Consider the following 24124-nt stretch of genomic DNA (forward strand, 5'->3'; position numbering starts at 1 on the left):
ATTCGCGAAAATCCGTCCCCGTTTTTCCGGAGCCGACATCTAGTCAAAATGATGCGAGGACATATTAAAATGGCCGCGCCGACAAAAAGCTGCCCCCTCCGCTGAGAGATTCCGAGGCTACATATGCAAATGTCCGAAATTGCGAGCTTCTTCCAGCTCCAGAGCAATCGCCTGTTTACGATTGAAACGCCTTTGAAAGGTCGATCGGATTTGGTACTCGTCGATTTCCATTGTACCGAGGGGTTATCTCAGAATTTCGAGATGCATGTCCGGCTCGCGTCGCAAGACAAGAATATCGAGCTGAAGAAGCTGATCGGCCAGCCCGTGACAATTACGTTACAGCTCACCGACGCGCTCGCCAGTTCCGAAGAACGCTACTTCCACGGATACGTCGCGGCGTTTTCGCATCTGGATACCGATGGCGGTTTTGCGATGTACAGCGCAACGATCCTGCCGTGGCTTTGGATGCTCTCTCGCCGGCAGGATATTCGGATCTTTCAGGAAGAGAATACAGAGGCGATTCTCTCGCGCGTGTTTCGCGAGTACGGCAAGCTCGCGTCGTTCGAGTTCCGGCTATCGAAGGGAACGCAGAATCGCAGCTATTGCACGCAGTACAGGGAAACCGATCTAGCCTTTGTCGAACGGCTGATGCGAGAGGATGGCCTGTTCTATTACTTCGAGCATGCGAAGGATGGGCACAAGCTGATCATCGCCGATAACTCGGTGACCGCGAAGCCGATCGACGGGCGCAGTCCATCGCTGCAATACAACCAGGGCGAGGCGATGGACAATCTGGCCGTCGTCACGTCGTTTCAAGCGCAGCGTCAGCTTGCACCGGACACGGTCGGACTGAAAACTTTCGACTACAAAATTCCCCATGCCCGGCGATTCGTGTCGGGTGGCACGGAAGTCAATCAAGGCGACGTACCGTCCTACGAGATCTACGACTACCTCGGCGAGCATGGTTTCGCTGACAGCGATCGAGGTGAAGAGCTCGCGCGCTTCCGAACGGAAGCGCTGGCTGCACACAGCAAGACGTTCGTCGGGGTGACGACGGGGCGGCGGATGATGCCGTGCCGATACTTCGAACTGGACGACCACTACGATCACGCCAGCACCAAACAGGAAGACCGGCAATTCCTGTTGTTGACTGTCTCGCACACTGGCACGAACAACTATGAGCCTGGTGAAGCGACTTCGGCGTACTCATGCAGCTTCACCTGCATTCGCAAGAAGATTCCGTACCGTCCGGCGTTCGAGGGCGAGCGCCCGATGATCGTGGGGCCGCAGACGGCGATCGTCGTAGGTCCGAAAGGCGAGGAGATTTATACGGATAGCCTCGGCCGGGTGAAGGTGCAGTTCCACTGGGATCGTCTCGGCAAACGCGACCAAGGGAGCTCCTGCTGGGTGCGCGTGAGCCAGCCGTGGGCGGGTAGCGGTTTCGGGATGATTCAGATCCCGCGAATCGGGGATGAAGTGGTCGTGAGTTTCCTGGATGGAAATCCGGACCGTCCCCTCGTGACGTCGCGCGTTTACAACTCGCAGAACATGCCGCCGTGGGCGTTGCCAGCCAACGCGACACAGAGCGGGATTCTGACGCGCTCGACCAAGACCGGCAACGTCAACACGGCCAATGCGATCCGCTTCGAGGACAAGAAGGGCGAGGAAGAGGTCTGGCTTCACGCCGAGAAGGATCAGCGCATCGAGGTCGAGCACGATGAGTCGCATTGGGTAGGTAACGACCGTACCAAGAACATCGATCACGATGAGACGGTGCACGTTGGCCACGATCGCACGGAAACGGTCGACAACAACGAGACGATTCACGTTGGCGTGGATCGCACCGAGACCGTTGGCAACAACGAGACGCTGACGGTCGGCGGCAACCGGAACGAGACGATCGAGGGGATGGAGAATCTTCTGATTGCACTGACGTCCACGGAGACGGTAGGGCTTGCGAAAGCACTGACCGTGGGCGGTGCGTATACGGTGACGGTAGCAGGCGCAATCAATACTGCGGCCGGCCTTGCCAGTGCTGAGGAAGTCGGTCTGTCGAAAACCACGGTGGTGGGCAAGACCTACACGGTTACTGCAGGCGATCGCATTGAGCTGCGAACCGGTAAAGCGTCGATCGTTTTGGAAAGCAGCGGTCACATCACGATTAGCGGGACGAGCATTGACATTCTCGGTTCCGACGCGGTGACGGTTGATGGAAAGACCGTCGATCTGAACTGAGCGCGACAGTGATGGAATTCCGCAACCTTACGCCGCTGCATGCGATGTCGTTTAGTGCCGTCGACGTGCCGGGAAACGAAATCCACGTGGTGGCGCTCAAGGCGGCGTATCGGCTTGAGCCGGCGCAGTCGCTCGACGCCGATGGCGATACGCATCGTTGCGTGCTGCTGACCGGCGACAATGCCGTCCCGTTGGCAATGGCAGACGAATACGAAGGCGAAACGGGTAAGAGCAGTGTGAAATGGGAAAGCGATCTCGCACCGTTCAAACCAAAGTGTGATGTCCTTGTTCGTGCGACGGCACACGCCCCGCATGGCACGCCTGCGGCTTCGTGGCCCGCTCGCGTTCGGGTCTTCGATGCTGGCACGATGGTCATCGACAAAGGACTGCGCGTAACGGGGCCGCGCTCGTTTACGAAGGGCTGGCGCGGGTGGAAGCTCGGTGAACCTGAACCGACACGAGCAGTTCCGGTGCGCTGGGAGCAGGCATACGGCGGCACGAGCCGCGTCGCCCTTGCGCAGAGCGCAAAGGGGGCGAGCACGGATCTTGAGCTGAACGAAGTTTGCTTCACCAACCCGCTGGGCCGGGGATGGGTGGAGAAGCGTTTCCTCGATCGGGCGACCCATAAGTCGGTCGTCGCTTCGTTGTGTGCATCATCGATTCCAGGACCATTGCCCAAGATTGCCGAAATTCCGGCGCCGCAGATAGAAGCATGGGACATTCCGATAACCAGTCTCGACGTCGCCGAGCACTCCGCTTCGGGGCTGGATGCCAAGCAGATGAAAGAGGTCGTAGCCCGCTATGCGACGACGCCTGTCGGATTGGGTGTTGTCGGTCGCGCCTGGACACCCCGTTTGCAGTTTGCCGGGACTTACGACGAGACCTGGCATAAGACAAGATGGCCGTACCATCCGGTGGATCACGACTTCCACTATTGGAATGGTGCGCCGGCAGATCAGCAGATCGAATGGCCTGCGCCGGGGCTCGCCTTCGAGCTTGCCAATCTCGCGCCGCCGGAGCACACGCTTGCAGGCTTTTTGCGTGCGAGGCTTCCGGGGCATCGCGCCCTTGTGGCGCTTCGCTTCAAGAGCGGTGAAATCGTGCCACTCGAGATGAAGCTCGACACACTTTTCATCGATACCGAGGAAATGCGCGTATCGGCTACATGGCGGGCGGTTTTTCCGTTGCAGCCGGCGGTGCGCGTGTGCGAGGCACGTTTCGAACTCGATCGGCATGCGCCTCTGCTGCGAATGGCTGTCCCGAAAACAACCAGCGAATCGGAGGACGCGTGGCAGACAACGTAATGGCCCGCAAGGATGGCCAGTGGACCATCGTGTCGATGATGCCCGACGTATGCAAAACCCCGATGGGGAGTAGCACGCCGCCCGTACCTTATCCTGTCACGGCGAGCCTCGGCGACAGTCAGATGACATCGAAGACGGTCTTTGCGAACGGGAATCCGATCGTGCGGTTCGACTCGAGTTTCGCGCCCGATACGATCGGCGATCAGGCCGGTGTGGCACATGGAGTCGAAAGCGGAACCGTTGGCGCCAAGTGCTGGCCGATCGACCATAGCAAGACCGTCCGGGTTGAGAGCAAGATGGTCGTGCGTCACAGCGATCAGTTCTGGATGAACGGCAATTACGTCGGGAAGGAAGCAAAGGCTGCCCGTTGGCGAGGTCGGAAGGCCCAGATTGCCGAGGCACGGCAGAAAGCTGCTTCGATGCCGCCGGGACCGGAGCGGAGCAAACTCGAAGCGGCGGCAAATCGCTTTGAGCAAAACAATACGGCCGTCGAAAAGGCGCGCTTGGCCGAGAACGTTTACCACCCGGGGCAGGCGGCGCCAGAGGGATGGACGAATGTCAGCGGCGACCCTGCGAAATTGGCTCAGTTCAAGTTGAAGCCCAACGATTTTTCGATACCGGGGACAAATTTTCGTGCACAGGTCTACGAGCCCGATCCTGCGGTTTTCGGAAACGATTTCAAGACGCAGGTGGTTTTTCAGGGCACAGACAAGTACAAGTGGTCCGACTGGGCCAATAACATCGCTCAAGGGGCCAATAAGAACTCGGCCTATTACGATCGTGCAGTCAAGATCGGGCGAGCCCTTGAGAAGAGCGGAACCGATGTAGATATTGTGGGGCATTCGCTCGGTGGCGGCATGGGTTCTGCCGCATCGCGCGCAAGTGGCTTGGCAGCGACCACGTTCAACGCAGCGGGTCTCAATCCGGCGACGGTAGCGCGCTATGGCGGGACACCGGTGGCGTCCGATATTCAGGCGTACCGCGTGGAAGGCGAGATCCTGACGAAGGTTCAGGAAGGCAGTCACGGCATGATGCCTACAGCTGTAGGCACGCCGCACATCCTTCCGGGAACGGGTGGTGCGGTCGCACGCCATGGCATGAATCAGGTCATCGATGGCATCGAAGCACAAAAAACAGCCGATCAGGCGACGATCGTTCAGGAGACGCGTCCTTGAGGACCAATACGACAACTTCGCTGGCCCGAAGCGTGAGGTACACGGCGCGGTGGCGGTGGATGGCTCTAGCCGCTGTCTCTGCACTAACAATCATCGTAAGTGGATGCAATATGAGCGCGAACTCACCCAGCAAGTATTTTGACGGCAGCTATCTGTCTGCTGCCAAGGCGATCAGCGATGGCGACGTTGCTCAACTGAAATCGGCGTTGCCCGGGATCGACGTGAACAAGCCCGGGCGACAAGAGATGACGTTGCTTTGGTTTGCCATCTCGACCAAGAATTTCCCCGCGATTAGCGAACTGATCGCGCATGGCTCAAAGCCGGACGCTCAAATTGTGGAGGGGCTGGGCAGCGCGATGTACTTCGCGATCACCAATGAAGACACTCGCTACCTGAAGGCCATGCTCGATGGGGGCTTGTCGCCGGATACGGTCGATAGCGATGGCACGAGTCTGTTGCAGCGGGCGATGGAAGGCAACGGCGCGATGGAGCGAGTAAAGCTGCTAGTCGAACATCACGCAAACATCAATCATCGCGACAGCATCGGCGGGACCGCACTGGATTCGGCGCTCGACGTCGCCAAGCCGGACATTGCGATTTTTCTCGTTGAGCATGGTGCCGATGTCAACGCCCATACGACGAACGGCGTGAGCGTGGCCTACTCCGTGCAGAAAGACATCGACGCACTGCAACCGGAGGCCAAGCAGGCCACGGTCACCGACATCTCGTTGGATAAGGATGGGCAACCGGTCAGAACGACACAGACGCCTCCCGCACCAGGGTTGTCGCCCGAGGGCAAGGAGCGCCTGGAAAAATTCGAGCGTCTGCGCGCGCTGATGATTGCGAAAGGGGCGAAGTTTCCGCCCGACCCGCCGGCAAAGGTTCGAGAACAGATGAGCCAAAAATAAGGCGCGGGGCATATCGTGAGCGATCAAGGGAACACCGTCGGTAGGCTCTACGGACAAACGGCCATGTCGCGTGTTGCTGCGTCGGCGGCCAATCCACCTGTCGTGGCTGAAACAGCGGCGGAAGCGGGATGGTTCAGTCAGGCAGTAGGATACGTTCACACCGGATTGGATGTCCTTGGGGCCATCCCGGAAGTTGGCGCCATATTCGACGGTGCGAACGGTTTGATTTACGCGGCCGAAGGCAACACGGCGGAGGCGGCTATTTCCGGTGGCTCAGTCATTGCGGACCTTGTGCCCGGCTTAGGCACGGCCGGAAAAGCTGTCAAGTACGGGGCAAAGGGCGTGGCAAAGCTGGGGGCCAAGGAAGCTGCGGAGCAACTAGCGAAGCAAGAAGCGAAAGTACTCGCCGAGAAAGAGGCCAAGCAATTGGCAGAGCAGGAAGCTAAACAGGCCGCAGAGCAAGCTGCTAAAAAGGCCGAGAAGGAAGCCGCGGAGAAGGCGGAGAAGGAAGCCGCTTCGAATGGCGGAAAAGACGGCGGTAAGATCAAGGGTAAGGGCCGCTGCAATCTTCGTCCCTACCAGCCAGATACCTGCAAAGCGGAAGGAAAGACCGGACACCATGTCGTGGCAGACCGAGCTTTTCGCTTACCGGGGGCGCGCAGAGGATCTGAGCGTCGTCAGATTCCTGGAGGCATTTCAGAAGGCGACGGTTTGGTGATCTGTTTAGAGGGCAAGGATCGTACACCGACAACCGAGCATGGTAAGGCGCACGCATTGTACGATGCAGCGGAGTTGGCATTGGGCTTGAAGGGCAATCCGCCGGGTACGACTGAACTCTGGAAGCTAGAGGCGGCAGGAGCAGCGTCGGTCGCAGCGGTAACAAAATGTAATCCAGCTTTAATTATGGCTGAGCTTCGGGCGTACCATCAATTGAAAGGCATGGGGCCAGACTTCAAGGTCCGTGCCGATCCGACGGGGGGCTTAACTAAGGGTATGGAATTGAAGGATTTTGCCGAGCAGATGAAGACTGGGGCAGGCGACTTCTGAGGAAGATTTTTATGGCGAAGCAAAAAACGAAGCTGACATTCGGTACTGGTTGCGCAATTAATCGAGACATGTTCTATCTGTCCAGCACTTTGGACGAGTTGGAGGCTACGGAAGACACTCCTGTTTCGCGGATGGTGTTTTATCAACATCAAACGGCCGACAAATGGTTCTACCATGACCTTCCTGCGTGGCGTATTGTGTCAACCTGCTACCCAAATCCCGCTCCCAATAGTGTTCGCAAGATCTATGCACTGAGTGAGCAGGGAGATGTCGAAAGTTACAGTCGGGATGGTTCGGTAATCGAGAAAATCGCGGATGCTGGCCTAGAGCCGGTGTCACCCAACTACGGATACGTTACGCGTATTCGAGAAATTGATGGTCACCTTTATGTTTGTGGATATGGTGGCCAAGTCTATAAGCGCGACTCAGCGGGCTGGGCACATGTTGATGCCCAGCTTCTCCAGAAGAAAGTTGACATTGGTGGCATTGAAGACCCAAGCGAGTTACTTGCGGCATTGACCAAATCCGCCGACGAAACGATCGGTCTCATCGACATCAACGGTCTCGATGAGAAATCTATCTATGTCGTCGGTAATGATGGATACATGGCATTCTCTGACGGCACGAGCTGGACAAAATTGCCAAAAGCAACAGCAGCTCATCTCAATTGTGTCATGCCAGTCTCGGCCGATAGCGTTTGGGTCGCCGGAAGCAAAGGGACTTTGCTAAAAGGCAACTTTCAGACCGGTTTTAGTGGGGTGGCCCGGAAGAGCCTCAGTACGGACTTTTATTCGCTGGCGTGGTTTAACGATCGACTCTTCATCGGTGCCGGCGACGGCATCTATGAGCTCGATGAAAATGGACCACAAAGGTTGATGGTTAGCGACAAGTTTTCCTTGGACGGCATTTCAACCGTGGAGGCGAAGGATGGTGTTTTATGGGTGTTAGCGTCTCGAAGGCTGGCCCGATACGACGGGGTACAGTGGGAAGTATTCGAAAATCCTCACAATAGTCCCTGAGTCTGGGTAGGTTTGCATATCGTCGACCTCGGGGCTCTCGGAAGAATTGATCATGGACATATATTGAATTAATGCGATCTATGACGTGAGGTCATTCGAGAGTTCTTGTCTGTGACATCGAGGTTGTGCATCGTTGCGTAAGGTTGAAGTCATGAAGATCTCGGAAGATCTGATCAAAGACATATACGCTTACGGCGTCGCTGGTCGGGAGGCGTGGAGGAAGGGGGAAATTGCTGACGCTGAGGTAAGTTTCATTAGAGCGTGGGAGGTTTTGCCCGAGCCTAGAGAACAATATGATCTCGCGCAATCGATGACACGCGGATTCGTCGTTTTTTATCGCAATACTAAACAGTTTGATAAGGCTGTCCACTGGTTGGAAGAAATGAAGAAGGCGTACGGTTCTGGAACCGGCCCGGATCTGATAATCGGATTTCTCAGCGGAACAGTGTATTTCGAAGCCGGTGATCTAGATAAATCCGCGGAATTTTTTGTGCCGCTGTATGAGCAATTTGGAAGCAGACCATTTTCCGGTGAGGATAAGAAGTATCTCGAATTCGCGAAGCGTGCATCGAGGGGAAGCAAATAAAGATGACCAGGTTTCCCAAGAAAATCCAAGATGAGTTAGATGCTCTCTCGGAGCAGGGTAATGTCTTGTGTGGTGCATCGAAGTTCGATGAAGCGATTCAGCGATGGAGTGCAGCTCACGAGTTGCTTCCCGAACCTCGGGTTGATTGGGAAGCATACGGGACCAAGTTGAAGATACGGGAGCGGACGTTTCCTTGATCACTTGCTGTTTGAATTCCCGCGCATACGCGCGATGGGCTGGGCGCGCTGCGTTCGGCATAGCTGACCGTCTCCGTCAATCTAAACGTGCCTATCGTGCGCTAGCAAAATCCGCGTCGGGAAACGGTCGGACCGCGCCGCTTACGCCCGAGGGCCGACGTTGACCGCTACGCCGCGTTGCACGCGCAGGCATATGGCGAGGCCGTCGATGCCACGACGCTAATCCCGCACACGCTAGAAGCATTCATGGCAAGGGATCGAGGGTTCAGCAGGCAGAGGACCGTCCAAATCATCAGCAGCCTTCCGCTACGTGTGTCGATTCCTAGCTGGCGGGAGTATTAGAGTCGGCACTATCCGTCCAGTGGACGGCCCGCAGAAAATCATCGCGGGTGAGGGCGCAGAGAGCGAATTCGCCGCGCTGGAAGGGGCCTCCCAAGCGAGCGGTCACGCCAAGGCCGGCAAGGTAGAAGATATGGGAACCAGCATTGAAGAAGACGTGGGCGGTAGCACGTTTCCACTTCTCGATGAATTGCTTATTCGGTCGCCAACCCAAGCATAGAGCATATCTACAGTTCCTCTTTAAGCATTGGCAGGCGGCCAGTGCAGTTTTCCACGACCGACACGTAGGGCTTCCACGGTCTTAGTTTTTCCCGACAGCCGGCCCGAGAAAAGACCGGGCTTGGGATCAACGGCCGGCTTCTTGAAGGCGGCGAGCCATTGATAGTCGGGGGTTGCCAACCAGGTCCGTCCGTCCCCCTCATCGGTGATGATCCGATAAAGGCCGGCGGCCGGGGCCGCATTGGTGTCGAGTAGGCGCTTATAGTGTTCGACCGACCACTTCTGGATACCGCCGCTGAGTGCCTCGGTTCGGAAGCGCGCCCATAGCGCGGAGGTCTCGGGCGTTGGCCAGTCGCCGGCGTCGGTGAAGGCAGTGATCTCGTCGGATTCGAGCCAGGCGCGCATCTCTGCAGGGCTAACAAAAACTGGTTCGGCATTCTCGATGGCCGCCATGGCCGCGCGCCGTGATGGCAGGCCCGTGCGGATCAGCATCGCCATCATGAATCGCGGGACGCCGGTTTCGATCGTTGCCGCCGCGCCGCCCGCCACGATGTCCGGCGACCAGCCAAGGGACATGCGACGAGTACGTACGGCTTCCAGCGCCCGGACCAAGCGATAGGTGAAAGCCTCTTCGACCACCCGCATGTTCTGCGGTCCGATCTTGGCGACCTCCTCACCAGATACCCAACTGCGCAGGATGGCTTTCCAGTTCGCTGGCAGCGCGTTCGCTTTGTCGGGGATGAAAGGCCGCATGAACAGCAGGCGTTCGCCGAGACCGCCGAGTGCACCGGCGAGTTCGTCGATGTCGCCGCTCAGTGCCGCCTTGTCTGCTCGGTCGAGGAGTCCGGCCAGCTCGTCGGCCATGGCGTCAATGGTGAGGCCAGCTTCCAGCCCGACGCCCATGGCGAAATGCCCACGTCGCACCTGCGGCGTGGTGTACTTCCAGATGAGGGCGGCGCGCGCTTCGAACACTTTCTTGTGTCGGGGAGCGGCGCCCTCGTTTTCGCGGGCGATCTGGCGAGCCCAGAGCGATCCCTTGAGCGCCTCGTCCAGAAGCTTGGGTAGATCAGCGTGATCGGCGTCCAGCGCTTCGATCGGGGGTGTCAGGATTTCCGTGTTCAAGGCGGGTGGAACAATTACACGGAAGGTCGAACGAACCGATCTGCATAAAGGATAGCGAACTGGTTCATGGCCGTCTTCCAGTCGTGCGCGGCACTTCCCCAATTCGCGGTGATGTTGCGCAAGGCCAGCCAGATGAGCTTGGTGGCAGCCTCGTCGGTCGGGAAGTGACCACGGGTCTTGATGATCTTGCGCAACTGCGAGTTGATATTTTCAATCGCGTTCGTCGTGTAGATGATCTTGCGCACACCCGGAGGGAACGCAAAGAACGGGATCACGCGATCCCAGGCGTTGCGCCACGCGCTACTGACAGTCGGGAATTTCTGACCCCACGGCCCATCCGCAAACGCATCGAGTTCGGCCTGAGCGGCTTCCGCGCTGGGAGCGGCGTAGATCGGCTTGATCGCCGCGGCCAAGCCTCGGCGGTCCTTCCAACTGGCGTAATCGAGGCTGTTGCGGATGAGGTGGACGATGCAGGTCTGCAGCGTGGTGGCCGGGAACACGGCTGCCAGCGCTTCGGGCATGCCCTTCAGACCGTCAGTGACGGCGATCAGGATGTCGTGAACGCCGCGCGTCTTCAGATCGTTGAATACCTTCATCCAGAATTTGGCACCCTCGGTATTCTCGATCCACAGGCCCAGGATCTCCCGCGTGCCGTCGGGCAGCACGCCCAGCGCCAGGTACAACGCCTTGTTGCGCACGACGGCGTCTTCGCGAATCTTGACCCGCAGTGCGTCGAAAAACACGACCGGATACATCGGCTCGAGCGACCGGGCCTGCCAGGCGGTTACTTCGGCCATGACCTCGTCGGTGACCGAGCTGATGAAGTCGGGCGAGACCTCGGTGCCGTACTGTTCCAGCAAGAAGCCCTGAATCTCGCGTACGGTCATGCCTCGGGCATACATGGCGACGATCTTGTCGTCGAAGCCCGTGAAGCGCCGTTCGTGCTTGGGAATCAGGATGGGTTCGAAGCTGCCGTCGCGGTCACGCGGCACCTCGATACGGATCGGACCGTCTTCGGTCAGAACCGTCTTGGCCCCTTTGCCGTTGCGCTGATTCGTGGCGTTGACCGGCTTGGCCGCACCGGGAGGGTAGCCGAGATGATGGTTCATCTCGCCGCCCAATGCCCGTTCGATCAGCGCCTTCTTGAGCGCCAGCGTCGCGGCGTTGATGGCTTCGGCCGTCATCGGACCGTTGCCGAACTGCTCGAGCAGCTCGGCCGGAATCGCCGGCAGAGCCACCGGCTGGGCTTTCGGTTTGCGAGGCATAAACTCTCCTTGGGAGCATGTTATGCCTTAAACACAAAATTCCTGACAGGCCCGAGCTCCCTGGGCATTGGTCGAACCACGGGCAATACACTGCGGCCATTGAAACTGAGCTAACGAAACTTAACCAACAATTCCTGGCGGGCCGTCTCAGTGATACGCAACTTGTGCTCGGTGTCGGGCGCATTCAAAATATGGCGAGAGAAGGATTGGAGTCCGGTAAATATTTGGTTGATGCAATAACGGGAAGGTTACTTTGATGAATGCACGTTTCTTTGTTGTTAAATACCGCGCTGGAGACCCAGGCTGCCCTCCATCCCTATCGGGAGAATTGAACCGTGATGAATGGGAGTGGCCGATGTATGTGGCTGATCCGTTTGGCGTCGATGTAAAGCATGAATATATTTTCACGCTATCAGATCCATCGATTTCGATTGATTTCGATTTCTATGGAACGCAAACGAATTACGTGTCAAAAGAGTTTTTGGCTGCGTGTGAAAAATTGGGAGTTAGATATAGGGCGGTCCCCATTGGCATCGTTGCGGGTGGAAAGCCAGCGGGTAATAAGGCGTATTCAATTTTCTTGCCGGCAGATCATGAGTCGCTGCTTGATCGACAAAAGTCGGACTATTCCGAGGACCGGGATCTGGAAACAAAAGAGGTCGCCGAGAATAAGTTGTTTCCAGGGACTCCAATGTATAGTTGGATCAAAACCTTCATTCCGCGCGACGACTGTGCTAGCAATCTTTTTAGATGTACCGAAACAATGGAGCTGGTATGTAGTCAGGGGTTTAAGTCGGAAGTGGAGCGATGCGCATTGAAAGGTATTGATTTTTCGCCGATCGATGAAAGCTATTCCTATGACCCTTGGGGTGAGGTACCGTAGGCCGCTATTTATCTGGACGCTATGATTTGGATGTGAGGCAATGCGTGAGTGACGTTTACGGTTTGAGGCAGGATGAAGCATTTCAGCCTCTCGTTCAAGTCGATGATCACGGTGAAATCGCATATGACAAGAGCGTAGCTATACGAGCAACCGCTCTATGTGGGCGAGGGTTTGGCCGAGACTATGACCCCGTTAAGCTTACGTGGGGCACTTCGCGCAGAAAAAAGACTAGCGACGTTCATACGATGCTATCTCCGTTTCTCGTGTTTAGTGAGAGGGCGCTGGATGTATTGGCGCCGGTACTTCGTGACAGCGGGGAGATATTGCAGGTCGATGCCCCGATAAAAGACATGTCCGGATTTCATGTAACCCGGGTGATAGAGAATGCTGTCGATATGGATGCATAAAAATTCAAAGTCTATCCTCAGGCGACGGTTTTTAATAAAATATTTCTTCTGAAGAGTCAAATTGAAGGGGTTGATATATTTCGCCTAAAAGAAAGTCCTGCTGCAGTATTCGTATCCGAGCGTTTTAGAGATCTTGTGGGGCAAAATAAACTAAAAGGGTTCGATTTTGGCGAGATTATTTGGCGGTCTGACAAATAGGATTTTGCAACTCCGTGTGATTGATCCGAACTTGGTGCAGGCGGCTTCGATCTCACGAGAATAAGTTGCGAGAATCAGACGTTGGGGGTGGTCGACTTCTTGGCCTCTATGCGCGGGTAGGCCAACGAAAAGAATTTAGCGGAGCAGCAACGTTGTCACTCGATCAGTTGAAGCGAATGCGAGAGGCAAACCGCCCATCACTCCACCGTCACCGATTTCGCCAGATTCCTCGGCTTGTCGATATCCGCACCCCGCAAGCACGCCGCGTGATACGCGAGCAGTTGCAACGGCACGACGTGCAGAATCGGCGACAGCAACCCGTAGTAGTCCGGCATTCGCAGCACCGACACGCCTTCACCGTTGTCGATCCGCGTATCGGCATCCGCGAACACATAAAGCTGCCCGCCGCGAGCTCGCACTTCCTGCATGTTCGACTTGAGCTTTTCGAGCAACGCGTCGTTCGGCGCGATCGTGGCGACGGGCATCGTATGCGTGACGAGCGCGAGCGGCCCGTGTTTCAGCTCGCCGGCCGGATACGCTTCCGCATGGATATACGAGATCTCCTTCAGCTTCAGCGCGCCTTCGAGCGCGATCGGGTAGTGCAGCCCGCGCCCGAGAAACAGCGCGTTTTCATGTCGCGAGAATTCCGCCGCCCAGCGCGCGACCTGCGGCTCCAGCCCCAGCACGTCTTCGAGCGCGCCGGGCAGGCGCCGCAACTGCATCGTGTAGCGCGCGAGCTGCGCGTCGTCGACGTAGCCGCGCAGCCGCCCGAGCGTGACGGCGAGAATGAACAGCGCGACGAGCTGCGTCGTGAACGCCTTGGTCGACGCGACGCCGATTTCCGGGCCGGCCCGTGTCAGGAAGCGCAAGCCGGTCTGACGCATCATCGCGCTGGTCGGCACGTTGCAGATCGCCAGCGTGTCGATGTGGCCGAGCGCCTGCGCATACTTGAGCGCGGCGAGCGTGTCGGCGGTCTCGCCGGATTGCGACACACTGACCACCAGCGTATTCGGCATCGCGAGCGCGTCGCTGTAGCGGTATTCACTCGCGATCTCGACCTGCGCGGGGATGCGCGCGATCGTCTCGAGCCAACGGCGGGCAGTCAGGCCTGAATAGTGGCTCGTGCCGCACGCGAGGATCAGCACGTTGTCGATCTGCTCGAACGCGCGCGCGGCGTCCGGGCCGAATACCGCGGGATCGAACAGCCCTGCATCGGGGATGGTCGCGGCCACGGCTTGCGGCTGCTCGAAGATTTCCTTCTGCATGAAGTGCCGGTATGGCCCGAGTTCGACCGCGCCTTGCGCGGACGAAACGGTTTGTATCGCGCGTTCGACCGGCGCGCCGGTGCGATCGAGCACCCGCACGCCACCCGGCGTCAGTTCGACGATGTCGCCTTCCTCGAGAAAGATGAAGCGGTCGGTGATGCCCGCGAGCGCGAGCGCGTCGGACGCGAGAAAACATTCGCCGTCCTTCACGCCGACGACGAGCGGCGAGCCGGCGCGCGCGCCGATCAGACGCTGCGGTTCGTGCTTGCTGAACACCGCGATCGCATAGGCGCCGTGCAGTTGCGAGGTCGCATCGCGTACGGCGGCGAGGAGGTCGCCGCGGTACTTGCTGTGGATCAGATGCGCGACCACTTCGGTGTCGGTCTGCCCGTCGAACTCGTAATGCGCGTCGGAAAGTTGCTTGCGCAACGTTTCGTGGTTCTCGATGATGCCGTTGTGAACCAGCGCGATTTCGTCGCGCGAGAAGATCGGATGCGCGTTGCAGGTGGCGGGCGCGCCGTGGGTTGCCCAGCGCGTGTGCGCGATGCCGGTGCTGCCGGTCAGGCCGGCGCTGCGCACGTGGGCGTCGAGATCGGCGACGCGCGACATGCTGCGCTCGCGGCGTGCCTGGCCGTCGACGACTGTCGCCACCCCGCATGAATCGTAGCCGCGATATTCGAGGCGGCGCAGACCTTCGATCAGAATCGGGACGATATCCCGTTGCGCGACCGCGCCGACGATGCCACACATGACCCGTCTCCTTCCCTGTAGATGTCCCCGGACCGTGCGCGTGCGTGGATCAGCGCGACGCGGTCTCCGTCGCCGCCGCCGTCGTGAAACCGCATTGAGCGGGCGCGACCGGGTCGGCCATCCGGCTTTCGAATGCCAGGTAAAGCGCCTCCTCCAGTACGTTCCAGTGCGCGCCGTGCCGGTACGGGCCCGATCGCGCATGCCAGCACGCGACCGTGTTCCTGTCGTTCATCTTGAAGGCGACCAGTGCGATCAAGCCCCATGGATAATCGGAGCCGGCGAGTTGAAGCCAGGTCTTTCCGTACTTCTGCATCCACTGCGCGTAGATCGTCTCGTTCGATTGTTCGGGAACCTGAATGCCGGACAGGAGCGGAAAGATTTGCGCGACTTTCGCCGGATAGAACGTCGTGTCGCTGATGCGCTGCGTGCTCGCGCGAAATCCGGTCTGCATGCCGCGCCAGAACACCTTCAGGATCGCGGACGCGAGCCGGTCGGCGCGCTGGCTCCACGGGCCGGCGCGCGCGTAGTCGGCATGCCGGACGTAATACGCCGCGAGCGCCCGGAACGCGCTGTGTACCTCGACGTTGTCCATCAGCAACGCGACGTGCAGCGTCGACGAGATCTGATAAACGCCGGTGGGCTTGCCGAGCAGCGTGTCGAGATGCGCACCTGCGCGATTGAGGCTGAGTTCCCATGCGGCAGGCAGACCGTCGGGCGGCGCGAAGCGGGCGAGGAGTTCGATCCAGGTCGCCATCATCGCGTCGTCGGCGTCGGCCTCGGCACAGGCGCTGTACTGGCCGTTCTTCACGCAGTAGCGGTCGAACCCGCCGTCCGGACGCTGGCGCGGCAACAGCCACGCGATCCATGCAAGCGCGGCCTGACGGGCGTCGAGCCCGGCATCGGCGGCGCCGAGCAGCGCTTTCGCCGCGAAGTAAGGATCGATGCCGGAACCGTTCAGGCGTACGGTGATCGCGCCGTCGGGGCGCTGGTAGAGTCCGTTGAGCTGGAGTTCGGCGGCGTCCGCATGCAGCGCGACGCCGCATGCGGCGACACAGCAGGCGACGCACCACCGGCGGCATAGCCGGGCGGTGGCCGCCGCGCGTGCGCGTGCGGCCGGGAAAAGCGCGGGCCGGTTCATGATCTGGGGGCTCCTGCGCGGTGGTCCTGCGCAAATCCCGCCGGGTGCGGCGTTGGCCGCGTCGCGCGCCGGCGGGTGTATCGAGGTCGCGGCTCAGTGCACCTTGGCGCTGGTGAACGTGAGACTGGTGCCGCCGTTCGCGGTCACGAGCCAGTAGGTCGCGTCGGTGATGACGACGCTGCCGCTGCCTTGCGTGATCGTCGGCAGTGCGAAGCCCTTCTTCGGCAGCAGCCACGTCATGTTCGCGAGGCTGGTCGGGTGGCTGGCGGCGAACGTCCAGCCGCTGCCCGTGTCGGTGGCCGACCATGTGACGTTCAGGCGTGCGCGGTCGAAGACCGTGATGTCGCTCATCGTGTACCACTTGAACTGACCCGTCAGTTTCAGCGTATTGGCTTGCGAGAAGATCGCAGACAACGTCGACGTGTAGGACGACGCACCGAGCGGGTGCGCGTAGATCAGCCGGCTCGTGCGGTTCGCGACGACGAAGTTCATCAGGGATGCGTACCAGTTGTTCACGTCGCTCGTCGGCACTGCGTACTGCTGGAACTCCTCGAACGTCGCGTACTTGCCGAACGGCATCACCGGGTACGCCCACAGGCCCGGGTTCAGCAGTGCGCCGTTGCGGTATGCGCGGGTCGGCGGCGAGCCGGTGTGGCCGGTGAAGTAGTAGCCGTTGAAGCCGTTGCTTTCGAGCCAGTTGACCGACCAGGTCGGCGTGTTGCCTTCCGGCGCCGCATACTCGACATCGGGCAAGCCCGTCGCGGCCTGAACGGCCTGGTGATTCATCACCAGATACTGCGTGAACGTGCTCGCGTTCGTTTCGCTCGCATTCGCCCCCCAGTAATCGTGGATCCAGCCGCCGTGGCTGCCGACGTGCTGGCCCTTGCTCACGAAATACTTGACGAGATTCTGCGCGGTGGGGTTGTTGGCGAGGTTGATGCCGTTGCCGTCGCCGAATGCCGCTTCGTCGGGGCCGGCCGTGATGACGAGCGAGAACGGCCCGTTGTTCCAGACGCCGAGGCTCTTCAGATAAAGCGCCGGCTGAATCTGGTCGCCCGCGCAGAAGTGCCAGTTGAATACGAGGCCCGCCATTGCCTTCGGCAGCGGCGACAGCGACGCCAGGTTCAGCATCTGCGTGCCGAAATAATGCAGGTAGCCGTGGATCAGCATGCCGTCGGTTTGGCCGTCGAGGTAGGCGAGCGGCAGGTTGACGAACAGCACGCCGCCGTTGCCGTACGTGTTGTAGCCGGACACCAGCCCGAAGGTCGGCGAGGTCAGGATCGTCGTGCCGGTATACGTCCCCTGCGTGACGAAGCTCGGATAAGTGAGAAAACCGTATACGTAGCCGGAGATGCCTTCGAGCGTGTCGGTGGTCGTCGACAGCGTCGACGCGAGCGTGCTGGCCGTCTTGCCGGTCGACGTGCTCAGGAGAGAGTTGGCGGTATACGTCGTGGTCTTCTTCAGCTTGCCGGTGACGGTGCCGGTCAGCTTCGGGGCCGTCTGGTTCAGCACGCCGCTGCCGGTGGGCGGCGTCGTGTACTGGAACCATGCCGAGTGGTTGTAGTTGGCGAGGCCCCCGGGGTTCGACCGGCTGGCGGTCAGGAACTGCGCGCTGCCCGACGTCGAATTCGTCGACGTGCCCGCGGTGCTCGTCGATGCGAGCGCGCTCGCCGTCGTGGTGGACGACGAAGCGGTGGTCCACGCCATCGACTTGCCGGGGGGCACCTGGAGCGTACGCAGCCAGCTGCTCATGCCGGTCACGTTGCCGAGGCCGATCATGTTGCCGCCGTATTGGTCATACAGCACGTAATCCACACCGACCATGCTGCTGAAGCGCGATTTCGGGCTGACGTAGAAGCCGGCCGCATTCAGCACGCCGAAATCGTAGACGAGCATCACCTTGCCGCCGTTCAGCGCATAGTTCTGGATCGCCGTCACGAGCGTGTCGTCGGCCGTCGTATGCACCTGGTCGGGCAGGATCAGGCCCGGATACTGCGACAGCGACGCGCCGGCCGCCATGAACTGGCTGTCGGTCATCACCTTGATCTGCAGCCCTTCCTCCTGGGCACTGTCGAGCCATGCCGACACGCGTGAATCGGGCAGCGTCAGCGTGTCGGGCACCAACAGGAGAAGCTGGTTGCTGGCTGCCCGAGCGCCGCCCGGACTGAATGCGAACGCGAGCGCGAACAGCGCGAGCAGGATCCGCAAGAACTTGCCTGACTTTGCCAACATGGTGTGCTCCTCGCTCAAGGAATGGGGGCGTGCGGCAGCCGGAATGCGGTGTCGCCAGGTCGACCAATCCAGCCCCGTAGGTGTGTGCGGCTGTCCGGTTCGTCGGGTATCGAGCAGTGCGTGTAGACGGCGGTCGGATTGCGCCCATGCGCCGCCCTGCCGCGCTGCCTTCGCCGTGAGAGGACTCGATGCGACGTATCCAACGAAGCGAACAACGTGCCATTGGCGCAGGAAGCCCGGTCCTGCTGGCTTCCTGCGATAAGGGTCGCGCGGCGCGTTCGGAAACACGGCGGAATCGTTTCATCGCTGATACGGCGCGTTTGGACGCGCTATCGGCAGACGGAATCGCGATCGCGCGTCAGCGCGCCGGGCCAGCTTGCGCAGTAGGTATAGAGCGTCACCAGCAGGCCGATCAGCAGCGGGCCGCCGAGCAGGAAATAGCAGAACGGCAGGAGCAGCAGCGAGCCGTGATGGATGATGGTCGCGTGCAGCAGCATCACGAACGGCAGCGCGAACACGAAGTAGCCGAGCACCAGCAGCGACGCGGCGGTCTTTTGCGGCAGCGAGAAATCGAGCGGGTAGTACAGCGCGGCCATGACCAGCGGGACCAGCGCGATCGCCGCGCCGTGCAGCACGAACATGTCGCGCAGATGCAGTTGCGGGACATACGGGAACGTGCCGGGCGCGAGCCAGAAGTACGCGCAGATCAGCAGTTGGGCGAAGCTCGCGATACGTAACAGATATGCAACAGGCAACCAGTTCGTCCGCCGGATGAAAGATGCGGCGAAGCCGGTCGCACAGAGCGTGGCGGTGGCGGCCAGCAGTGTGTCGCCCGGCATGCGGGCGGCGACGTCGATCGACAGCAGCGGCACGCGCGGCGCATCGGGCGGATAGCCGATCACGATCACATGAAGCGCCGGATCGATCTGCTGCGCGCCCCACGCCATGACCGCGCGCCAGTAGCGCCACGCGAGCGGCAATCCGAACCACAGCGACGCGTACAGCGCGGGCGTCAGCAGCGCGATCGACGAAAGCCAGCGTTGCGGGTACGCGTGGGTGCGCAGCGAACGATCGACGGGAGGACGGACCGGATGCGTGTGCATGGCGCCCGCCCGGTTACCAGCGATAGAAGACGCTGAGCTCGCCGCCGATTCGTGAGTAGTACGGGTTGTGGTAGTAGGCGAATTCGAGTTGCGTTCCCCACTTGCGCGTGAACCAGTAGCGCCATTTCGCGGTGATCTCGTGGCTGCGGAAATCGGCGATCTGCGTGCCGGAACCGGTGACCTGGTACGCTTCGCGGCCGACGCCGCCGCGCAGCACGATCACGCTCTTGCCGACTTCGCCGTAGGTGACGGCGCCGTAGTATGCGGGCGCCTTCACCGATCCGGGCGAATCGACCGTATAGTTCGCGCCCGCCTCGAAAATCCACTTCGGCAATGCATACCAGATCACGCCGGCGTGATAGAGCTGATCGCGGTGGCCGCTGCGGTTCCATGCGTAGCCGGCGCCGAGCGACACGACCAGCGAACGATCGGACAATAGCTTGCGATTGATCGATACGTCGACGCGCGCACTCGGCAGGATCGTGCCCGACGTGGTGCCGGAAAAGCCGATTCCGCCGAACCAGTCGGGGCCGAGGTCCTGCACGTAGGTCAGCGCGCCGAGCTGCGTGTTCTCGCCGAAGCGGTGCAATTGCGCCAGTTCGCCGAGCACGGTGCGCCCGCCATCCTGATAGACGCCGCGCAGATGGACGCCGTACCAGTCGCCGTAGCCGTGCGTCAGGTGTGCGCTCGAATAGCCGAGCGACAGTTCGGTGTGCGATTCCTGCGGCGCCTGCACATGTGTGACGATTGCATCGGGCAGCGGCGGCCGGTTCGTATCCTCGGGCGTGAACTCGGCGAGCGGCACGCCGTCCGGCAGGCCTTCGGCGTCCACGCGCACGAACATCGATTCGTCGCGCGGCCGTGGCGTGATGACGGTGGCGGGGGCCGGAGGCGGCACGGCTGGTTCGGCGGGTACGGCCGGCATGGCGGCGGCATCGTCCGGCTGCTCCGCCAGCGCCGCGGGCGCGCCGAAGGCGACGCCGCACAGCATCGCGAGGGTGGCAACCGGCACGCGCGGGCCGCGATGGCTGGGGCGATCGGACATGAGGCGCTCCTTAACGGGACGTGTGGAACCAGCCGCTGCGCCACGCAACGAGATCGCCATGCACGCACGCATGATCGACGACCGAAACGTCGCGCGCGCACGCACTGACCGGATGTCCGGCGACGCCGATGCGCGCACCCGTCAGCCGCAGCAGGCCGCCGGCCGACACGACGCCGTCGATGCAGCTCGCGTTGGCGAGCAACACGTCGTCGCGCGCGAATACCGCGCCGTGCAGCAACGCGTGACGCTCGAGTTCGACGCGATGCGCCTTGACGCTGCCGCGCAGCACGCAGCCTTCGCCGAGGACGAGCGTCCCTTCGACGATCAGGTTGCCTTGCACGACCGTATGCGCGGGCAGGCGAACGTCGCACGGCAGCAGGTAACGACCGTGCAGGAAGCGATGCGGCAGCGATGCGAAGTGGCGGGTGAGCGAGACCGCGCGGCGCGGGGCGGCCGGTGTGTCCGCGGGGCGCGCGCGGGGCGCCGCGCCGAAGACGATCGGCTCGCCATACAGGCACGCGAAGCCGCCGGCGCCGCGCAGGCGCAGCGTGCCGCCGACCACGACGCCACGGAGCACCGCGTCGTCGACGTCGATCAGCGGCGCATGCGCGAGCGTGCCGATCGTCGCGCCGGCGCGGATGTCGATGTGCTCGTCGGCGAACGCGTAGGCCGCTCGCGCGCCATCGTCGAGCGTGATCGCGCGGCTGGCGTAGAGCACGTCGTCGCGATGCGCGTCGCGTGCGACATGGATCGCCTCGTCATGCCGGACGGCCAGCCCGAGCGCTTGCCAAGGCGGCGCGACGGACGCATCCGCCGGTGGCGTGCCGGCCACGTGCGCGCGCAGCGCGTCGTGCCAGCGCGCGGCGAGCAGCGCCTGATCGACGAACGGCCCGTCGCCGATCGGCAGCGCCGCGACGTCGCTGCGCCGGATCAGTTCATGCAGCATCGGCAGGAACGGCAGGGTGAGCACGCCGGCCACCGGCACCATCACGTTGAAGGTCGTCATCGCTCATCGCTCCGGTTTCAACTGTCGGCGAAAACGCTCGGTCTTGTCCCATTTCAGCTCGCGGCGGAACGCGGCGTCGAGCGCGAGTCCCCAGAGTGCGGAGACGACCGCCGCAATCGTCACGCAAAAGCCGACGACGTTGACCGGCACGAGCCGCAGGCGCGTCGCGCGGCCGTCGAGCCGCGCGGCGACGACGATCTCGAAGAACACGCCGAAGTTGCCGAAGGTGCTGAACGAGAACAGCGCGAACAGCGACAGGAGCAGACCGAGGGTGGTCGAGTTGACGCCGTTGAACAGGTAGAGCGCGAGCGCGGCGCTCCATGCGAGCGCGAGCAGCGCCGGCATCGCGAACACGCCGAGCAGCAGCGCGCCGTCGAGCCGGCAGCGCCGCGAGATCAGCGGATTGCGCAGCACCGGGACCAGATGGCGCAGCATCGTCTGGTTGTGGCCCTTCGCCCAGCGCGTCAGTTGCCGGGCGCGGACGGCCCAGCGCTCCGGCACTTCCTCGTAGCATTCGGCGTGGTTCAGGTAGACCGTGCGCCAGTCGCTCAGCAGCAGCCGGTAGGTCATGTCGGTATCTTCGGCGAGCGTGTCGTCGCACCAGCCGCCCACGGCGTCGAGCGCGCCCTTGCGGATGCCGCCGACCGTGCCGCCGTACTGCGGCACCAGGTTGAGATTGTTGCGCGCTTGCTGATTGACCTGGTAGCCGCCCGCGCGCTCGAGATCGAGCAGCCGCGCGAGCAGGTTGCTGTCGGCGTTCTGCGGCACGACGCGGCCCATCACCGCGCCGACTTCCGGATCGAAGAACGGCGCGACCAGTTCCTTCAGCAGCCCCGGACGCGGCAGGTAGTCGGCGTCGAATACCACCATGATGTCGCCGCGGATGAAGCGCAGCGCGTCCTTCAGCGCGGCTGCCTTGCCCGGCTTGCCGGTATCGCGGTGAAACGGCCGGATCAGCTCGGGCGCGAGTGCCCGGACTTCGTCGATCAATGCGCGCGTGTTGTCGGTCGAGCGGTCGTTGACCGGGACGATCGTCAGCCGGTCGCGCGGATAGGTCGTGGCCAGCAGCGCCATCAGGCAGTCGACGATGACGGTTTCCTCGTTGTGGGCGGCGACGAAGACCGTGAGCCGCGGCCAATCGCCGTGGGTCATCGTCCGGTAGGGCGCGCGCTGCGGCTTGAACAGGCGGTCGAGGCTGAATACGTAATGCCGTGCGGCATACCCGCACGTCAACAGCGTGAACAGCCACAGATACGCGACGCACGGCATCAGCAGCAGTTCGGGGTCGAACGTGACGTCCGGCGTGGCGGCGGACAGCGGAGCGAGCGACGCATCGGGATCGGGCGAGGCCGGTGCGGCGGGCGGGAGCGTCGCGCTGTCGAGCGCGGTGCGCTCCATCGCGATCCGGGTGGTTGCGGCGTGGGTGGCGTGTGCGGCGGGCAAGTCGAACCGGGCCGGTTCGGCGATCGCTTGCAATGCGGTGTCGCGCACGATCAGCGAGCAGGCAAGCACGATCAGCAGCAGGATGCCTTGCTCGCAGCGTGACGCCATCCGCGTTTGCTTCATGTTCTGGTCCCCGTGCCCGCAGCGACGACCGATGAGAGCAGAAGGCGCTCCGTGGATCGCGCGGATGTCAATGGGAAGCGGTCGCGCATTCGTCGCACTGGGGCGGTGATCGGTTGCCCCCGGACGGACGCGTGGCGTCGCCTCCCGGCTTCGTTGCTGTGGCGTCCCCATCTGTCTGCTGCGATGCGAGTGCTTCGGGACGCACCCGTCTGACGTTAAGCAAGGCGTGAGCCATCTGCCGCGATGCCCCGCGCAGCAAGGGGTCGCGCGCGGGGAACGGATGCGGCAGGCGTGCAGTCGACGCGTTTTGATTCACCGACGAATCAGCGTGCGCGCGTTGCATCAGCCGCTGGCGGTCGATCGCACGCAGCGAGCAGGTCGCGCGGCGACCGGGTCGTCGTGCCCGTCGACGTCGCCGTGCCGGGTGCGGCTTGGTGCGACTGACCGCCGTGCATCGTGCATCGTGTGCGCGTCAGTCGAGCGGTCGGAACGGGAACCGCCGTCACATGCGACGAATAGACGGGACTCCGATGTATTTTCGGATTTCGGCTCAGCGTTACACATTCGCAACATTTCCCGCCGCCGCGATTCGTGTGACGCAAGCCCCGTCGGGTGGCGGGAAATCCGGTGCGCGCGACGGTAGTCGACGCTCGGGTGCGTGCGGTGCACTGCACAGACGAAAGTGGCGAATCGAGGCGACGCAAAGCGCGTCGAAAGGTATACGCGATTGGCTTCGTCATGGGCGCTCGACATGCACGTGCGATTCATCGGACGACGTCGTCGGACGGACCGCGCGAGCGTCCGGCCGTTTGTCGTCGTCGTGTCGAAGCGGCGATGCGAGTGTCCGTAGCAGTTGTGAAACATTCCGTAACGCACCGTCCGTACGCGATGGCCGTGCAACGATGCAGGCCGGGATGCGGGCCGGCTGGTTTGAATATTGCTGTAGTGGGAGGACGTGACGCTCGACACGGCGAGGAACGGCTCATGACGTGATCGATTCAATGCAACGGGACGCCGGTAGCACGACGATTCGCGCGGCCCGGACCGCGCGGACGAGGCAGCGCGCTCGCCCCGCAACACCGCCGCGTGTCGATCGCACGCGGGTACGGGATGCG

17 protein-coding genes and 2 pseudogenes are annotated in these 24124 nt (G+C 61.5%); 10 read left to right on the forward strand and 9 right to left on the reverse strand.

Going from position 1 to position 24124, the window contains the following annotated elements:
* The first annotated feature begins 123 nt into the window (after window positions 1-123).
* The 8 genes and pseudogenes from WS54_RS19775 to WS54_RS19810 all read left to right on the forward strand — a co-directional run.
* Window positions 124-2235, forward strand: coding sequence for a type VI secretion system Vgr family protein (locus WS54_RS19775; RefSeq protein WP_059782663.1), 2112 nt, complete (start codon window positions 124-126; stop codon window positions 2233-2235).
* A gap of 11 nt (window positions 2236-2246) precedes the next feature.
* Window positions 2247-3539, forward strand: coding sequence for a DUF2169 family type VI secretion system accessory protein (locus tag WS54_RS19780; protein WP_059782664.1), 1293 nt, complete (start codon window positions 2247-2249; stop codon window positions 3537-3539).
* Complete coding sequence (locus tag WS54_RS19785; RefSeq protein ID WP_038799229.1) at window positions 3524-4714, forward strand: PAAR-like domain-containing protein; 1191 nt, start codon at window positions 3524-3526, stop codon at window positions 4712-4714. The genes WS54_RS19780 and WS54_RS19785 overlap by 16 nt, the downstream gene beginning before the upstream one ends.
* Before the next feature lie 110 nt (window positions 4715-4824).
* A complete protein-coding gene (locus tag WS54_RS19790; RefSeq protein ID WP_059782666.1) occupies window positions 4825-5622 on the forward strand; it encodes an ankyrin repeat domain-containing protein in 798 nt (265 codons plus the stop codon).
* 15 nt (window positions 5623-5637) lie between these two features.
* Window positions 5638-6669 carry a hypothetical protein gene (locus WS54_RS33730; RefSeq protein WP_159086697.1) on the forward strand — a complete coding sequence of 344 codons (1032 nt, stop codon included), beginning with the start codon at window positions 5638-5640 and terminating at the stop codon, window positions 6667-6669.
* 11 nt (window positions 6670-6680) lie between these two features.
* Window positions 6681-7688 carry a WD40/YVTN/BNR-like repeat-containing protein gene (locus tag WS54_RS33735; RefSeq protein WP_159086698.1) on the forward strand — a complete coding sequence of 336 codons (1008 nt, stop codon included), beginning with the start codon at window positions 6681-6683 and terminating at the stop codon, window positions 7686-7688.
* Between the two features lie 151 nt (window positions 7689-7839).
* Window positions 7840-8274, forward strand: a complete 435-nt coding sequence (locus tag WS54_RS19800) for a hypothetical protein (RefSeq protein ID WP_236872808.1) — start codon at window positions 7840-7842, stop codon at window positions 8272-8274.
* A 347-nt stretch (window positions 8275-8621) separates the two neighbouring features.
* A pseudogene (locus tag WS54_RS19810) lies at window positions 8622-8813 on the forward strand (DUF2274 domain-containing protein); the annotation flags it as partial.
* Between the two features lie 237 nt (window positions 8814-9050).
* Here the strand turns inward: WS54_RS19810 and WS54_RS19820 are convergent.
* Both WS54_RS19820 and WS54_RS19825 read right to left on the reverse strand, forming a co-directional pair.
* Complete coding sequence (locus WS54_RS19820) at window positions 9051-10151, reverse strand: hypothetical protein (RefSeq protein ID WP_059782669.1); 1101 nt, start codon at window positions 10149-10151, stop codon at window positions 9051-9053.
* A gap of 14 nt (window positions 10152-10165) precedes the next feature.
* Complete coding sequence (locus WS54_RS19825; protein WP_059782671.1) at window positions 10166-11416, reverse strand: IS256 family transposase; 1251 nt, start codon at window positions 11414-11416, stop codon at window positions 10166-10168.
* Window positions 11417-11672: 256 nt separating this feature from the next.
* On the opposite strand from WS54_RS19825, the gene WS54_RS33740 reads away from it, so the two are divergent.
* Together WS54_RS33740 and WS54_RS34465 are read left to right on the forward strand one after the other, a co-directional pair.
* On the forward strand, window positions 11673-12299 hold the full coding sequence (locus tag WS54_RS33740; RefSeq protein ID WP_159086699.1) for a hypothetical protein: 627 nt from the start codon (window positions 11673-11675) through the stop codon (window positions 12297-12299).
* A gap of 440 nt (window positions 12300-12739) precedes the next feature.
* Window positions 12740-12904: pseudogene (locus WS54_RS34465) on the forward strand (imm11 family protein); the annotation flags it as partial.
* A 197-nt stretch (window positions 12905-13101) separates the two neighbouring features.
* On the opposite strand, the gene glmS reads toward WS54_RS34465, so the two are convergent.
* The 7 genes from glmS to WS54_RS19870 form a co-directional block, all read right to left on the reverse strand.
* On the reverse strand, window positions 13102-14919 hold the full coding sequence (gene glmS / locus WS54_RS19840; RefSeq protein WP_034206983.1) for a glutamine--fructose-6-phosphate transaminase (isomerizing): 1818 nt from the start codon (window positions 14917-14919) through the stop codon (window positions 13102-13104).
* 49 nt (window positions 14920-14968) lie between these two features.
* Complete coding sequence (locus tag WS54_RS19845) at window positions 14969-16057, reverse strand: hypothetical protein (protein ID WP_034206984.1); 1089 nt, start codon at window positions 16055-16057, stop codon at window positions 14969-14971.
* Window positions 16058-16150: 93 nt separating this feature from the next.
* Window positions 16151-18289 carry a polysaccharide deacetylase family protein gene (locus WS54_RS19850; protein ID WP_059782673.1) on the reverse strand — a complete coding sequence of 713 codons (2139 nt, stop codon included), beginning with the start codon at window positions 18287-18289 and terminating at the stop codon, window positions 16151-16153.
* Between the two features lie 329 nt (window positions 18290-18618).
* Window positions 18619-19392 (reverse strand): hypothetical protein, encoded by a 774-nt coding sequence (locus tag WS54_RS19855; protein WP_059782674.1) that lies wholly within the window; start codon window positions 19390-19392, stop codon window positions 18619-18621.
* Between the two features lie 13 nt (window positions 19393-19405).
* A complete protein-coding gene (locus WS54_RS19860; protein ID WP_059782676.1) occupies window positions 19406-20437 on the reverse strand; it encodes a YaiO family outer membrane beta-barrel protein in 1032 nt (343 codons plus the stop codon).
* A 10-nt stretch (window positions 20438-20447) separates the two neighbouring features.
* Window positions 20448-21443, reverse strand: a complete 996-nt coding sequence (locus WS54_RS19865; RefSeq protein ID WP_059782678.1) for a polymer-forming cytoskeletal protein — start codon at window positions 21441-21443, stop codon at window positions 20448-20450.
* 3 nt (window positions 21444-21446) lie between these two features.
* The gene (locus tag WS54_RS19870; protein ID WP_059782681.1) at window positions 21447-23009 is read right to left on the reverse strand and encodes a glycosyltransferase family 2 protein; all 1563 of its coding nucleotides are present in this window, start codon (window positions 23007-23009) and stop codon (window positions 21447-21449) included.
* Between the last annotated feature and the right edge of the window lie 1115 nt (window positions 23010-24124).

The organism is Burkholderia sp. NRF60-BP8, assembly GCF_001522585.2.
Taxonomy (GTDB): domain Bacteria; phylum Pseudomonadota; class Gammaproteobacteria; order Burkholderiales; family Burkholderiaceae; genus Burkholderia.